Source organism: Bradyrhizobium sp. MI1.3 (genome assembly GCF_055811695.1).
On the sequence record NZ_JBVVPQ010000026.1, the window covers coordinates 1 to 14,307 of the forward strand.

The window sequence follows — 14,307 nt, forward strand, 5'->3', positions numbered from 1 at the left end:
CCCCCCCCCCCCCCCCCCCCCCCCCCCCCGCGGGCCCCCCCCCCCCCCCCCCCCCCCCCCCCCCCCCCCCCCCCCGCGCCGCCGCCCCCCCCCCCCCCCCGCGGCCCCGGGGGGGCGCCCCCCCCCCCCCCCCCCCCCCCCCCCCCGCGGCGGGCGCCCCCGCGGGCGCCCCCCCCCCCCCCCCCCCCCCCCCCGGGGGCGTGTCTCAGGCGAAGGTGATGTTCTGGTCGCGCAACGGCACCGAACGGATGCGTTTGCCCGTCGCCGCGAAGTACGCATTGAGCACCGCTGGCGCTGCGACGCCGATGGTCGGCTCGCCGACTCCGCCCCAGAACCCGCCGCTCGGCACCATCACCGATTCGACCTTCGGCATCTCGTTGATGCGCATCGAATTGTAGGTGTCGAAGTTGGTCTGCTCGATCTTGCCGTCCTTGACGGTGCAGCCGCCGTAGAACAGCGCGGAGAGGCCATAGACGAAGGAGCCCGCGATCTGCCGCTCCACCTGGGCCGGATTGACGACGTAGCCGGGATCGGTGGAAGCGACGATACGATGCACCTTGATCTTGTTGCCGTCGGTCACCGAGATTTCGGCGGCGCCGGCGACATAGCTGCCATAGCCCATGACCTGCGCGATGCCGCGATAGATGCCCTGCGGCGCCGGGGTGCTCCAGCCGATCTTCTCGGCCACGGCATTGAGCACCGCCAGATGCTTGGGGTGATTGCCCATCAGCTTGCGGCGAAACTCGAGCGGGTCCTGGCCTGCGGCCTGGGCCAGTTCGTCCATGAAGCATTCCATGTAGATCGCGTTGTGATTGACGTTGACGCCGCGCCAGAAGCCCGGCGGAACGTGCGGGTTGCGCATCGCATGCTCGACCAGGAGGTTTGGCACCGAGTAACCGAACGCGGCTTCGCCGGACTGGGCGACGCCCTGGAATGCGGCCGGATCCATGCCGTTCTGCAACGCTTCGGGGCGGAGCGAGAACAGGATCGATTGCCCGGACAGTCGGTAGTGCAGCGCAACCAGATTGTTGTCGGCATCGAACGCGCCGGTCATCTTGCACTGGGTGATCGGGTGATATCTGCCGTGCGCCATGTCCTCTTCGCGCGACCACAACAGCTTGATCGGCGTGCCCGGCATCTGCTTGGCGATCAAGACGGCCTGACGGACATAGTCGGTCTGGCCGCGCCGGCCGAAGCCGCCGCCGGGCATCACCTTGTGCACGTCGCACTTCTCCGCCGGCAGGCCCGACGCTTCCAACGTGGCGGCGAAGGCCGCCTCGCCATTCTGCGTGCCGCACCAGACCTCGCACTTGTCGGCCGTGTAGAGCGCCGTGGCGTTCATCGGCTCCATGGTGGCATGGTTCTGGTAGGGATAGCTGTAGACGGCCTCGATCTTCTTGGCGGCACCGGCAATCGCCGCCTTGGCGTCGCCGTTCTTGTTGCCGACATAGGCCGGCTGGTCGTTGGCGAGACCCTCGGCCAACCACTTTGCAATCGACTCGCTCGAGACCTTGGCGTTGTCGCCCTCGTCCCAGACGATCGGCAGCGCCTCCAACGCGGTCTTGGCCTGCCACCAGGTATCGGCAACAACCGCGACCGCGGTGTCGCCGACCTTGACGACCTTCTTGACGCCTTTCATGTCGGTGATCTTGGCTTCGTCATAGCTCGTCAGCTTGCCGCCGAACACCGGGCAATCCTTGATCGCGGCGTTCAGCATGCCCGGCAGCTTGACGTCGATGCCGTAGATCATGGTGCCGGTGGTCTTCTCGGCGGTGTCCAGCCGCTTCACGCCCTTGCCGATCAGCTTCCAGTCCTTGGGGTCCTTCAGCTTGACCTCGGCCGGCGGCGTCAGCTTGGCCGCGGCCTCGGCGACCTTGCCGTAGGTCGTGGTCTTGCCGGACGGCGTGTGGGTGATGACGCTGTTGGCGGCCGTGCATTCGGACGCCGGCACGTTCCACGCCTCGGCGGCGGCCTGGATCAGCATCACGCGTGCGGTGGCGCCGCCCTTGCGGACATAGTCTTGCGAGGAGCGAATGCCGCGGCTGCCGCCGGTCGAGAAATCGCCCCAGACGCGCTTGCGGGCGACGCTCTGGCCCGGTGTCGGATATTCGGTCGAGACCTTCGACCAGTCGCATTCAAGTTCCTCGGCGACGAGCTGGGCAAGGCCGGTGAGCGAGCCCTGGCCCATTTCGGAGCGGGCGATGCGGATGACGACGGTGTCGTCGGGCCTGACCACGACCCAGGCGCCGATCTCGGGGGAGCCGTCGGCCGCGCGGACCACGGCGGGGCCGCCGAAGGGGATATCGAGGCCGATTGCGAGACCTGCGCCGACCGCGGCGGTGCCGATGACGAAGGCACGGCGGTTCATGCTGGGAGAGACATGCTTGTTCATGTGGCGGCTCCTTACGCGCTTGCGATCGTGTGGATCGCTTCGCGCACCTGCTGGAAGGTGCCGCAGCGGCAGATATTGGTGATGGCCTCGTCGATGTCGGCGTCGGTCGGCTTCGGCTTCTCGCTCAGCAGCGCCGCCACCGCCATGATCATGCCGCTCTGGCAATAGCCGCATTGCGGCACGTCCTGGGCAATCCAGGCTTCCTGCACCTTGTGCAGTGCGTTGCCGGAGGCGAGCCCTTCGATGGTCGTGATCTTCTTGCCTGCGGCCTCGCCGACCGAAACGCCGCAGGAGCGGGTGGCGACGCCGTCGATGTGAACGGTGCAGGCGCCGCATTGTGCAATGCCGCAGCCATATTTCGTGCCGGTCAGGCCGGCATTCTCGCGGATCGCCCAGAGCAGGGGTGTATCCGGCTCGACGTCGAGCGTGAAGGTTTTTCCGTTGATTGTTAGGTTTGCCATCGCAGTCCCCTGATTGGCCCAATCCACCGATTGGACTCAGGGGCGCAATGTGTCCGGCAAATTGGAAACGTTCAAATCAACAGTCCGGGGGGTAGCCGCCAGAGATTTGCTCCCTGGGCGGCCCGCGGCACGGCTTGGGGCGACGTCTACCGGCTTCCGTGCGCAGACGCCCTTGGAACCGGAGCGACAGTTTGTCTCTTTTGCCGGGGTGCAAGTCGACAATGCTCTGCTACAGTGGAATCAGCCAAAAAGAGGTTCCATGAACGTACCGCAGCCTTGCAAAGTCCTGATGCTCTATCCGCTGTTCTCGGCAGAGTCCTTCTGGAGCTTTGGCGAATCTTGCAAAGTGTTGGGCGTGAAGCGCCCTGCGGCCCCTTTGGGGCTGATCACCGTTGCCGCGATGTTGCCCGAGCACTGGACGGTCCGGCTGATCGATTGCAACACGGAAGCCTTCAGCGACGAGGATCTTTCCTGGGCCGACGTCGTCTTCACGGGCGGAATGATGCCGCAGCAGGCCGACACGCTGCGCCTGATCGAAATTTGCCGTGCCGCGGGCAAGCCGGTGGTCGTCGGCGGTCCCGATCCCACCTCAAGCCCCCATATCTATGAGAGGGCCGACTTCCAGGTGCTCGGAGAGGCCGAGAGCGTTCTCCACGAATTCGTCGCGGCCTGGGACAGTGGCGCCCGCTCCGGCGTCTTCATCGCGCCAAAATTCCAGGCCGACGTCACCAAGACGCCGGTGCCGCGCTTCGACCTGCTGAAGTTCGAGGACTACCTTTATCTCGGTGTGCAGTATTCCCGCGGCTGCCCGTTCACCTGCGAGTTCTGCGATATCATCGAGCTCTATGGCCGGGTGCCGCGAACCAAGACGAATGAGCAAATGCTGAACGAGCTCGACAGGCTCTACGCCATGGGCTACCGCGGCCATCTCGACTTCGTCGACGACAATTTCATCGGCAACAAGAAGTCGCTGCGGCTGTTCCTGCCCCAGCTCGCCGAATGGCAGCGTGCTCACGGCTATCCCTTCGAATTGTCGACTGAGGCCTCGGTCAATCTGGCCGACGATCCCGAGCTGTTGGAGCTGATGGGTCAGGCGAATTTCTTCGCCATCTTCGTCGGCATCGAAAGTCCGGATCCGGCGACGCTGGTCGCGATGCGGAAGAAGCAGAACACGCGGCGCAACATCGCCGAGAGCATCCACAAGATCTACGCCGCAGGCATGCTCGTCACCGCGGGTTTCATCGTCGGCTTCGACAATGAGAAGCTCTCGATGGCGGATGCCATGATCGACTTCATCGAAGAGGCGGCGATCCCGGTCAGCATGGTCGGCCTGCTCTATGCCTTGCCGAACACGCAGCTGACGCGCCGCCTCGAGCGCGAAGGCCGGCTGCACCCCGGCCACGATTTGGCGCCGACCATCGGCGCCGATCAGTGTACCGCCGGGATCAACTTCGATCCGGTGCGCCCGTTGCGCGACATCCTGACGGACTACAAGCGCGTGCTGGAGCACATCTACAGCCCAGAGGCCTATGCAAGGCGCGTTGATCGCCTGATGACGCTGCTCGACCGGTCCAGGCAGCGCCAAGAGCTCGCCGAGGGCGATATCCGCGCCGGGCTCGGGGCGATGGAAACGGTGCACAAGGTGGTCACAGCCCTTCCCGAGGCGCGCGGGCCGCTGTGGCAGACCTTCATGAACTGCGCCAAGCGCGACACCTCATCGGCGCGGATCGCCGTGCAGATGATCGCGGCCTATGCGCATCTCGGGCCGTTCTCGCGCAAGGTCATCGCTGCCATCGATGAGCGCCTCGCTGCGCTCGACGAGGAAACGGTCGTTCCGGTGGCGACTGTCGAGGTAACGGCGGCCCGGCATCTGGCCTGACGGTCTACTTCACCGCCAGCCGCAAAAAGCTCATCACGCTGCCGAGCGCGGCGAAGCCGGCGCCAAGTGCCAATGCCACGACTGCGCCGTCGTGACCGGCCAGCGAGAAGCAGGCTGCGGCGAGCGCGGCCCCCGTCGTCTGCCCGGTCAGGCGCGCGGTGGCGACGATGCCGGAGGCGCTGCCGCTGCGATGTGGCGGCGCGCTCGACATCACCGCCTTCATGTTCGGCGCCTGGAAGAAGCCGAACCCCATGCCGCAGATCACCATCCGCCAGATGATGTCGGGGATCGCAGGATTGGCCGGCAGCATCGCCAGCAGCGCCATGCCGAGGCCGAGCATCACGAGCCCAATGCCGCCGAGCAGTCCGACCGCGTGCCGGTCGGAGAGGCGCCCCGCGATCGGCGCCATGATGCCGACCACCAGCGGCCACGGCGTCATGAAGAAGCCGGTCTCGACCTGCGAACGCCCCAGCACGTCCTCGAAATAGAACGGCAGCGAGACAAAGGCGAGGCCCTGCACCGCGAACGAGCATACCGCGGTCGCCGCCGACAGCGCGAACATCGGCCGACTGAACAGATCGATCGGCAGCATCGGCGCGGGATGGTCGGCATGGCGGCGCGTCAGGATGAAGCCGAGCACCAGGGCCGTGAGCAGCTCGATGCCCACGACCACTGGTGACAGATTGTGCGCAGCACTGCCGATGCCCGTGATGAACAACCCGAGACAGGCCGACGCCAGGATCGCGCCGAGGAAGTCAAAGCCGTGATCGGCGCGCGGCGTTTTCGGCAGCATCGCAAAGCCGATGCCGATCGCGACGAGGCCGAACGGGATGTTGACGGCGAACAGCCATGGCCACGGGCCGAGCGCGAGGATGGCGGAGGCGATCGAGGGACCGAAGGTGAAGGCGGTCGCGACCACCAGCGCGTTGTGGCCGAAGCCGCGGCCGAGCATCCGGCCGGGATAGACGAAGCGCACCAGCGCCGTGTTGACGCTCATGATGCCGCTCGCACCTAACCCTTGCAGCGTGCGCGCAACCAGCAGGCTCTCCAGCGACCAGGCCACCGCGCAGAACAGCGAGGCGATGGTGAACAGGATCAGGCCGCCGAGATAGATGCGCTGGTGCCCGACGATCTCGCCGAGTGCTCCCAACGGCAGCAGCGTCGCCACCAGCGCGATCTGGTAGACGTTGACCACCCAGACCGATTGCTCAGGGCTGACATGCAGGTCGCCGGCAATGGCGGGCAGCGCGATGTTCGCGATCGCGGTGTCGAGCGAGGCCATGGCCAGCGCGGTGAAGATCGCGGCAATGGCCCAGCGCCGCTGTGCGGGCGGAAGGCCGTCGGAAATGGTGTGGTCGGGCTTGCGCGCGGCGGCGGGTAACGTGATTGTCATTGCGTTAGCGCGTTGCTCCGGCGGCCGGCTCCAGGGGACTTGGCATGTACTACGGCGCGGCCGCCTTCCACAGGCATATGCTTGCATGCAGTGTATGCGCGAAGGCTGGGCGATGATTCCTGGCGCCGGCGTATGATCGCATGAGCTGCTGCAATGTCAGGGGAGCGCCATGCACATCGTCGTTTTGCCCGGTGACGGCATCGGGCCCGAGATCACGACCGCGACATCAGGCGTGTTGCGTGCCGCCTCCGAGCGCTTCCAGCTCAATCTGCGGCTGGAGGAGCACGCAGTTGGCCATGCGAGCCTCAAACAATTCGGTACGACGGTGCGCCCCGAGCTGCTCGACATCGTCCGTGCCGCCGACGGGCTGATCCTCGGGCCGACCGCGACTTTCGACTTCAAGGACGAGGCCCATGGCGAGATCAACCCGTCGCGGTATTTCCGCAAGAACCTCGACCTCTACGCCAATGTCCGGCCCGCACGCACCTATGCGGGGCTGTCCGGCCGGGTCGGTGATTTCGACCTTGTCGTGGTGCGCGAGAACACGGAAGGGTTTTACGCCGACCGCAACATGGAGCAGGGCAATGGCGAGATGCTGGTCACATCGGATGTCGTGATCTCGCTGCGCCGGATCACGCGCCATTGCTGCGAACGCATCGCGCATGCGGCGTGCCGGCTGGCGATGAAGCGGCGCAAGCATCTCACCATCGTGCACAAGGCCAATGTGCTCAAGCTCGGCGACGGCATGTTCCTCGACATCTGCCGCGAGGCGGCGAATGCCTATCCCGGCCTCGCCGTCGACGACATCCTCGTCGACGCCATGATGGCGCATGTTGTACGCAACTCCGACCGCTTCGACGTCATCGTCGCCACCAACATGTTCGGCGACATCCTGTCCGATCTCACCGCAGAGCTTTCCGGCAGCCTCGGCCTCGGCGGCTCGCTCAATGTCGGTCACAGCCACGCCATGGCGCAGGCCGCGCACGGTTCGGCGCCTGACATTGCAGGCCAGGACGTCGCAAATCCGGTCTCGCTGGTCCTGTCGACGGCCCTGCTGCTGGCCTGGCACGGCGAGAACAGCGGCGCGGTACGGTACGAGGAAGCCGCTCGTGCGATCGAGGTGGCGGTGGCAAAAGCGATCGGCGAAGGCAGGGCAACGCGCGATGTCGGCGGCAAGCTCGGCACCATCGCGGCGGGGGCCGCGATCGCAGAGATCTTGCAGGCGGAGTGAGGTGGTCCTGCGGGTCCTGCGTGTTTTTTTTAAAGGCTCAAAACAAAAAACGCGAAAACAACCCCATGCACAGTAGACGGCCCCTTGATTAATAAGGGATTTCCGAACCGCGCAGCGACGACATTCACCGCGGCCATGACGTTGACCTGTCGGGCAAAACACTGGCAGGATGCCAGGATTGCACCGGTCCGCAAAAGACCATGTGTGCTTCCCGTGAAGGAGCGATGCCCGCTCCTGTGCTGAAGCAGATCTACGCGGGCAGCTCCGGCATTCACCTTTTGGACCCGTTGCAGACGTTAGGCTGGATATGTTGCCTTTTCCACCGCACGTTGAGGTATCATAAATTCTGAACTGCTAGCTGGGTTGTATGGCCTGGATTGTTGCCTTCGCAGTCTTAGTGTTTGTTTACCGTCGCGCGACGCGTGCTGGCGACCGGCTTGTGGAACTGAAACCGACGGGAATGCTGCGCTCGCCGCTGTTCTACGCACAAACGGCGCTCCTTTGCGTTCTAGTGGTGCTTATGTTGGCTCCGGGTTACCTGCCACACGAGCGGTGGGCTGTTGCCGCCTATCTTGTCGTCCTGGTGATCGTGGTAGCAGCGCTCTTGTTCGTGCGGCGCGCATTGAAATGGCGCTACCCCGTTTAATGTGATCACTTCCGCTTATGGCCCTTATCGTCGCTTGGCATACGGCATCGGCAGGTCCGGAGTCTGGCTAGAGCAGAAGTCATCGCCTCCGGTGCAGACTGCCGCCTTTGATCTGACCCGGTCATCAGTGCAGCTTGGACCAACGTAGAACAATGGCTGTTCTCAGCCGGGGTATATGAGATCGGATTGATAATGAAACGACGAGAATTCCTGACTCTGGTTGGTGTGGCGTCTGCGTTGCCTCTGGCAGCGCGAGCACAGCAAGTGAAGCGAATGCCCCGAATTGGCCTTCTCCTCCCCCCACCGCGGAATTTGGAAGTAGACTCATTCCTCAAGGGGCTCAGCGATCTCGGTTGGGTTAACGGCGCGAACATTCATGTCGAATATCGCGACGCCGGTGGCGACGACGCCAGGCTGCCGGCGCTTGCGAATGAACTTGTCGCTCTTGATATTGACGTTCTCGTCACAGCCACATTCCCCGGGATTCTTGCCGCTCATAACGCGACGGCAAAAATTCCGACCGTAATGATCGTGGGCCCCGATCTGGTGACCATAGGCCTTGCAGCCAGCATGGCTCATCCTGGCGGCAACATCACGGGGCAAACCTTTTTCCTCACAGAACTGGCTGCAAAGCGCCTGGAGATTCTCGCAGGCTTGGCTCCCTCGACCAGACGCGTGGGGGTGCTCATGCAGCGAGGAAATCCACTGAACAACGCTACAATGAGCACCATGAGGAACGCGGCGCAGGCATTGAAGATGGAGCTACTACCTATCGAGGTCGACGTTCCCGGCGATCTCGAAAGCGCGCTGTCACTCGTCGGCTCTAACCCGATGGACGGCCTCGTGATCACGGACGCAAACGCGTTTGTCACCAACACGTCCATGGTGGCCGCGATTGTGGACAAGTGCCGGGTGCCATCGGTTGCCGCACCCATTGTCGCCGCCCGGGGGGCGGCCCTGATGGGATACGGTGTGGACTTCACCGCAATGTTCCGCCACGCCGCTGTTTTCGTCGACAAGATATTGAAGGGTGCCAACCCCGCCGAGATTCCCATCGAGCAGCCGACGCAGTTCAAGACCGTCATCAACCACAAGACCGCAAAGGCACTCGGCGTGGAGATACCTCCGTCGTTGCTGGTGCGCGCGGACGACGTGATCGAATAACAGCGGCGGCCTCTTCGGCAAGCGGGCGAGCCAATTCGCTCTAGAACTGATATCTCCTCAGCCCCCCATCCACCGGGATCACCGTGCCCGTGATGTACCGCGCTACAGGGGACGCCAGAAACACCGCCAACGCCGCAAGGTCTTCCGGCTCGCCCCAATAGCCGACAGGAATCTCCTCCTCCGCGAACCGCTCGCGATAATCGGGCGCGTAGTTGCGGCGGATCTGTTCGCTCATGATGCGGCCGGGCGGGATGCAGTTGATGGTGATGCCGTGCTCGCCGATCTCGCGCGACAGGCCCTTGGCCCAGGCGTGGACGGCGGCTTTGGCGGCGAACGCGGCGTTGAGCCCTTCCGGCTCGGACTTGCCGGTGATGTTGACGATGCGGCCCCATTTGCGTTCGATCATCTGCGGCAGCAGCGCATGCGCGATGCGGCGGTAGCTGGTGAAATTCAGCGCGATCGCTTCGTCCCATTGGCTGTCGGGCGCATCGACGGGGAGGGGGCGGCTGCCGCCGGCATTGTTGATGAGGATGTCGACATGGCCGAGCTCGCTCACGGCGAAGGCCGAAATCCTCTCCGCCGCGTCCTTGGCCATCACGTCCTGCTCGAATGGCGTGATCAGACCGGAACCGACTTCCGTCACCAACTCGGCGAGCAGATCGGTTCGCCGTGCCACGCCGACGACGCGCACGCCTTCGGCAGCCAAGCCCTTGGCGATGGCGCGGCCGATGCCGACGCTCGCTCCGGTGACGACGGCGGTTTTCGATTTGAGCCCGAGATCCATGGTGACACGCCCTCTTGTTTGCTTTTCTGCTTGTCGCTGTTCGTTTGGCTGTTCGTTTTTCTGTTCGTTTCCTGCCCTGTCCCGTCAGCCTGATTTGCCCGACCGGGACGAGCAGTGGTAACCAAGAGCCGCGTTGAAGGAAACACGAAAAAGAAAAGGCGCCGAGCGATGGTCTGGGATCCGCAGCAATATCTGAAATTCTCCGGGCACCGCCTCCGGCCCGCCGTCGACCTCTTGATGCGGATTCCGGATTCTGGCCCGCGTGCGGTTGCCGATCTCGGTGCCGGCGCCGGCAACGTCACCAGGCTGATCAAGGAGCGTTGGCCGGACGCGACGGTGACCGGTGTCGAGGGATCAGCCGAGATGGTTGCCGCCGGCCGCAAGGCGGCGCCGGACGTGGAATGGTCGCACGAGGATCTCGGCCATTGGCGCCCGACGAAGCAATATGACGTGGTCTATTCCAATGCCGCGCTGCACTGGCTGCCCAATCATGCGGCCCTGTTTCCGTCGATCATGGAGAAAGTGACGCCCGGCGGAATGCTCGCTGTGCAGATGCCGCGCAACTTTCTGGCGCCCTCGCATGTGCTGATTGGCGAGACGGCGCTGAACGGTCCCTGGCGGTCCAAGGTCGAGCATCTCGTCACGCCGCCGCCGGTCGAAGCGCCGGCCTATTATCACGGTCTTCTTGCTCCGATGTCGGCCAATATCGACATCTGGGAGACCGAATATCTGCAGGTGCTGGAAGGCGAGAATCCCGTGAAAGAGTGGACCAAGGGGACTTGGCTGACGCGCTATCTCGACATCCTGCAGGGCGACGAGAAGGCAGCGTTCGAAGCCGCCTATGGGATGCGGGTCGCGAAAGCCTATCCGAAGAACGCCGCGGGACAGACGCTGTTTCCGTTCCGACGTCTGTTCATGGTCGCCCAGCGCAACGGCTGATCGCACTGCCGCAATGCGACATAAGCGCTCGCTTCCGGGAACAGCAGCAGGTGCCGGGTTGCGCATTCAGCAGCCGCCAAGATAGTTTGAAGGTAGCGTGGCTGCGGCAAATTGGGCTTAGGTCTAGTTGTTCGGGTGGCGGATTGCTGTCAGTACTGAAATCGGAAAACAAAAAAGACCCGGTTTTAGAGGTTGTTGGGAGGTTCGTTCATGCGCAAGCTGCTTCTTGCGGTCGCCGCCGCAGCTGTTCTCGTGAGTCCCGTCTTGTCTCCGGTCTTGGCCCAGGCCCAGAGCCCGATCGTCATCAAATTCAGCCACGTCGTTGCCAACGACACTCCTAAGGGCAAGGGCGCCCTGAAGTTTAAGGAACTCGCGGAGAAGTACACCGACGGCAAGGTCAAGGTCGAAATCTACCCGAACTCCACGCTGTACAAGGACAAGGAGGAGATCGAGGCGCTGCAGCTCGGCTCGGTGCACATGCTCGCGCCCTCGACCGCGAAGTTCGCCCCGCTCGGTATCAAGGAGTTCGAGGCGCTCGACCTGCCATGGTTGTTCAAGGACGATCAAACCTATTCCAACGCGATGAAGGGCACGATCGGCAAGTGGCTGTTCGATAAGCTCGAGACCAAGGGCATTACCGGGCTCGCGTATTGGGACAACGGCTTCCACATGCTCTCCGCCAACCGTGCCCTGATGAAGCCGACCGATTTCCAGGGTCTCAAATTCCGCATCTCCGGATCGAAGGTCGCCGACCAATATCTCCGGATCATGGGCTCGATCCCCCAGATCATGGCGTTTTCCGAAGTCTACCAGGCTTTGCAGACAGGCGTGGTCGACGGCTGCGAGAACACCGCCTCCAATTACCTGACGCAGAAATTCTACGAGGTGCAGAAGGACATCACCGTGTCCTATCACGCGCACCTGCAATATGCTGTGATCGTCAATTCGAAATTCTGGTCCGGCCTGCCGCCCGATATCCGCGCCCAGCTCGAGAAGGCGATGAACGAGGCGACCGACTACACCAACTCGATCGCGCGCCAGGAAAACGAGGATGCGCTGGCCGAGATCAAGAAGACGGGCAAGACCACGCTGCATTATCTGACTGACGCCGATCGCAAGGCGTGGCAGGAAGCGATGCAGCCGACCTACAAATGGGCGAAGGGGCGGGTCGGGCAGGAGGTGCTCGATCTCCTCGCCAAGGAACTCGACGTCAAGATGAACTGACGCCGGCGCGCTATAAGAACAACCATGAACGGTCGGGGGTGATCGCACTCCCGGCCGTTGCTCTTGAATGATGAGCCAAGCTGAGGGGACCAAGTTGCTGCGTGCATTGAATCGTGTGCTCGATCATCTCGAGGAATGGCTGATCGCGACGATGATCGCGGCCGCGACATTGCTCATCTTCGTTGCCGTGCTGCACCGATATGGCGCCGGGCTGTCGATCGACATCGCCAAATGGGCGGAGGCGCGCAACCTGGCCTTGCTGGCCGTCCCCGCGCGAGCCGCGTTCGTCTGGCTTGCCGCTCTCGATTTGTCCTGGGCGCAGGAACTCTGCATCTACATGTTCATCTGGATGGCGAAGTTCGGTGCGGCCTACGGGGTGCGCACCGGCATCCATGTCGGCGTCGACGTCCTGGTCAATGTCCTTCCCGGCGGATCGCGCCGCCGCGTCATCACGTTCGGCCTGATGTGCGGCGCCCTTTTCACGGCCATCGTGTGCTATTTCGGGGCCGCGTTCGTCGGCCAGATGTGGCAGACCGGCCAGCAATCCAACGACCTCGAAGCGCCGATGTGGCTGGTGTATCTCACCATCCCGCTCGGCTCCGGGCTGATGTGCTTCCGCTTCCTGCAGGTCGCCTGGTCGTTCTATCACACCGGCGAGCTGCCGCATCACGACATGGCCGGCGTCGAGGGCGTCGAAATAGACCCGGTCCATCCGGCCCCGGTCACGCGCAGTCAGGTCGTCCGCGACGAACGCAGCCCGCTCGGCTGGGTCCTGATGTTGTTGCCGGTCCTGATCGTCGCCGTGTGCTTCGCCCATTCGGCGCACGTGATCACGCTGCCGCAGGGCCTCCGTGTCGCCGTGGTTTTCGGCCTTCTGCTGTCGTTGATGCTCACGGGCATGCCGATCTCGATCGCGCTCGGTCTGACCGTGCTCAGCTTCATGTTCACGCTGACCGACGTGCGAACGGAATCGGTGGCGCTGAAGCTGTTCACCGGCATCGAGAGCTTCGAGATCATGGCGATCCCGTTCTTCATCCTTGCCGGCAACTTCCTGACCCATGGCGGCGTGGCGCGCCGGATGATCACGTTCGCGACGTCGCTGGTCGGCCATTGGTATGGCGGCCTTGCGCTCTCGGGCGTGGTCGCCTGCGCGCTGTTCGCCGCGATTTCCGGCTCGTCGCCGGCCACCGTGGTGGCGATCGGATCGGTGATCCTGCCCGCGATGGTCGCGCAGGGATTCCCGAAGAGGTTCGGGGCGGGCGTGATCACGACCTCGGGCTCATTGGGAATTCTCATTCCCCCATCGATTCCGATGGTTCTTTTCGCCGTCTCCACCAACACCTCCGTCGGCAAGCTGTTCATCGCCGGCATTGTGCCGGGAATGGTGCTCGCCATGCTGCTCGGCGCCACGACGTTCTATCGAGCCTGGCGTAACGACTATCCGAGGATGCCGAAAGCAACCCTCTACGAGCGCTTCGATGCGCTCCGCAAGTCGATCTGGGGTATCCTGCTGATCGTGATCGTGATCGGCGGCATCTACAGCGGCCTGTTCACACCGACCGAAGCTGCCGCCGTCAGCGCGGTGTACGCCTTCATCGTCGCAGTGTTCATCTACAAGGATTTGAAGCTGCGAGACGTGCCGCGGGTGCTGCTGTCATCGGCGAATCTTTCGGCGATGCTGCTCTACATCATCACCAACGCCGTCTTGTTCTCGTTCCTGATGACTTACGAGAACGTGCCGCAAGCGCTTGCGCAATGGATGATCGACCAGGGCCTCGGCTGGATCGGCTTCCTGCTCGTCGTCAATCTCCTGCTGCTATTGGCCGGCAACGTGATGGAGCCGTCCTCGATCATCCTGATCATGGCGCCGATCCTGTTTCCGGTTGCGATCAAGCTCGGCATCGATCCGATCCATTTCGGCATCCTGATGACGGTCAACATGGAAGTCGGGCTGTGCCATCCGCCGGTCGGCCTCAATCTCTACGTCGCCTCAGGCATCGCCAAGATGGGCATCACCGAGCTCACGGTTGCGGTGTGGCCATGGCTGCTGACAATGCTGGGATTCCTGGTGGTCGTGACATACTGGCCCGGTCTGTCGCTGTGGCTGCCGAGGCTGCTCGGCATGTAGCCGAGCTCAGGCGATGCATGGCTAACGCGCGGTAAATCCGCTCGTTCAAATGCCACCGCTGTGCGA

The 14,307-nt window shown here is 63.5% G+C and carries 11 protein-coding genes and 1 pseudogene; 8 read left to right on the forward strand and 4 right to left on the reverse strand.

What is annotated here, in order from left to right; genetic code table 11:
• Window positions 1-205: 205 nt before the first annotated feature.
• Together AC0L3A_RS20000 and AC0L3A_RS20005 are read right to left on the reverse strand one after the other, a co-directional pair.
• A complete protein-coding gene (locus tag AC0L3A_RS20000) occupies window positions 206-2,392 on the reverse strand; it encodes a xanthine dehydrogenase family protein molybdopterin-binding subunit (protein WP_473255050.1) in 2,187 nt (728 codons plus the stop codon).
• A gap of 11 nt (window positions 2,393-2,403) precedes the next feature.
• Entirely contained in the window at window positions 2,404-2,853 is a 450-nt protein-coding gene (locus AC0L3A_RS20005) for a (2Fe-2S)-binding protein (protein WP_007594050.1), read from the reverse strand.
• A 259-nt stretch (window positions 2,854-3,112) separates the two neighbouring features.
• Between AC0L3A_RS20005 and AC0L3A_RS20010 the strand changes: the two genes are divergently transcribed.
• Window positions 3,113-4,732, forward strand: a complete 1,620-nt coding sequence (locus AC0L3A_RS20010; protein WP_219682773.1) for a B12-binding domain-containing radical SAM protein — start codon at window positions 3,113-3,115, stop codon at window positions 4,730-4,732.
• Window positions 4,733-4,736: 4 nt separating this feature from the next.
• Here the strand turns inward: AC0L3A_RS20010 and AC0L3A_RS20015 are convergent, their stop codons facing one another.
• Window positions 4,737-6,125: an MFS transporter gene (locus tag AC0L3A_RS20015; protein ID WP_007594048.1), complete on the reverse strand. Its 1,389-nt coding sequence runs from the start codon at window positions 6,123-6,125 to the stop codon at window positions 4,737-4,739.
• 169 nt (window positions 6,126-6,294) lie between these two features.
• Between AC0L3A_RS20015 and AC0L3A_RS20020 the strand changes: the two genes are divergently transcribed.
• From AC0L3A_RS20020 to AC0L3A_RS20030, 3 genes are all read left to right on the forward strand, one after another.
• A complete protein-coding gene (locus tag AC0L3A_RS20020) occupies window positions 6,295-7,356 on the forward strand; it encodes an isocitrate/isopropylmalate dehydrogenase family protein (RefSeq protein WP_473255051.1) in 1,062 nt (353 codons plus the stop codon).
• 367 nt (window positions 7,357-7,723) lie between these two features.
• Entirely contained in the window at window positions 7,724-8,002 is a 279-nt protein-coding gene (locus AC0L3A_RS20025; protein ID WP_473255052.1) for a hypothetical protein, read from the forward strand.
• A gap of 192 nt (window positions 8,003-8,194) precedes the next feature.
• Entirely contained in the window at window positions 8,195-9,166 is a 972-nt protein-coding gene (locus tag AC0L3A_RS20030; protein ID WP_219682770.1) for an ABC transporter substrate-binding protein, read from the forward strand.
• Between the two features lie 40 nt (window positions 9,167-9,206).
• Here the strand turns inward: AC0L3A_RS20030 and AC0L3A_RS20035 are convergent, their stop codons facing one another.
• Window positions 9,207-9,950: an SDR family NAD(P)-dependent oxidoreductase gene (locus tag AC0L3A_RS20035; protein ID WP_473255053.1), complete on the reverse strand. Its 744-nt coding sequence runs from the start codon at window positions 9,948-9,950 to the stop codon at window positions 9,207-9,209.
• A 168-nt stretch (window positions 9,951-10,118) separates the two neighbouring features.
• Here AC0L3A_RS20035 and AC0L3A_RS20040 point away from each other — a divergent pair, with 168 nt between their 5' ends.
• From AC0L3A_RS20040 to AC0L3A_RS20055, 4 genes and pseudogenes are all read left to right on the forward strand, one after another.
• A complete protein-coding gene (locus tag AC0L3A_RS20040; RefSeq protein ID WP_007594041.1) occupies window positions 10,119-10,889 on the forward strand; it encodes a methyltransferase domain-containing protein in 771 nt (256 codons plus the stop codon).
• 210 nt (window positions 10,890-11,099) lie between these two features.
• Window positions 11,100-12,113, forward strand: coding sequence for a DctP family TRAP transporter solute-binding subunit (locus tag AC0L3A_RS20045; protein ID WP_473255054.1), 1,014 nt, complete (start codon window positions 11,100-11,102; stop codon window positions 12,111-12,113).
• Window positions 12,114-12,264: 151 nt separating this feature from the next.
• Window positions 12,265-12,738: pseudogene (locus AC0L3A_RS20050) on the forward strand (TRAP transporter small permease); the annotation flags it as partial.
• 210 nt (window positions 12,739-12,948) lie between these two features.
• Window positions 12,949-14,241: a TRAP transporter large permease gene (locus AC0L3A_RS20055; protein ID WP_311985860.1), complete on the forward strand. Its 1,293-nt coding sequence runs from the start codon at window positions 12,949-12,951 to the stop codon at window positions 14,239-14,241.
• Window positions 14,242-14,307: the final 66 nt, after the last annotated feature.

Bases quoted from the DNA above. Each gene is read 5' to 3' on its own strand.
- AC0L3A_RS20000 (WP_473255050.1), bottom strand. From the start codon at position 2,392: ATGAACAAGCATGTCTCTCCCAGCATGAACCGCCGTGCCTTCGTCATC.
- AC0L3A_RS20005 (WP_007594050.1), bottom strand. From the start codon at position 2,853: ATGGCAAACCTAACAATCAACGGAAAAACCTTCACGCTCGACGTCGAG.
- AC0L3A_RS20010 (WP_219682773.1), top strand. From the start codon at position 3,113: ATGAACGTACCGCAGCCTTGCAAAGTCCTGATGCTCTATCCGCTGTTC.
- AC0L3A_RS20015 (WP_007594048.1), bottom strand. From the start codon at position 6,125: ATGACAATCACGTTACCCGCCGCCGCGCGCAAGCCCGACCACACCATT.
- AC0L3A_RS20020 (WP_473255051.1), top strand. From the start codon at position 6,295: ATGCACATCGTCGTTTTGCCCGGTGACGGCATCGGGCCCGAGATCACG.
- AC0L3A_RS20025 (WP_473255052.1), top strand. From the start codon at position 7,724: ATGGCCTGGATTGTTGCCTTCGCAGTCTTAGTGTTTGTTTACCGTCGC.
- AC0L3A_RS20030 (WP_219682770.1), top strand. From the start codon at position 8,195: ATGAAACGACGAGAATTCCTGACTCTGGTTGGTGTGGCGTCTGCGTTG.
- AC0L3A_RS20035 (WP_473255053.1), bottom strand. From the start codon at position 9,950: ATGGATCTCGGGCTCAAATCGAAAACCGCCGTCGTCACCGGAGCGAGC.
- AC0L3A_RS20040 (WP_007594041.1), top strand. From the start codon at position 10,119: ATGGTCTGGGATCCGCAGCAATATCTGAAATTCTCCGGGCACCGCCTC.
- AC0L3A_RS20045 (WP_473255054.1), top strand. From the start codon at position 11,100: ATGCGCAAGCTGCTTCTTGCGGTCGCCGCCGCAGCTGTTCTCGTGAGT.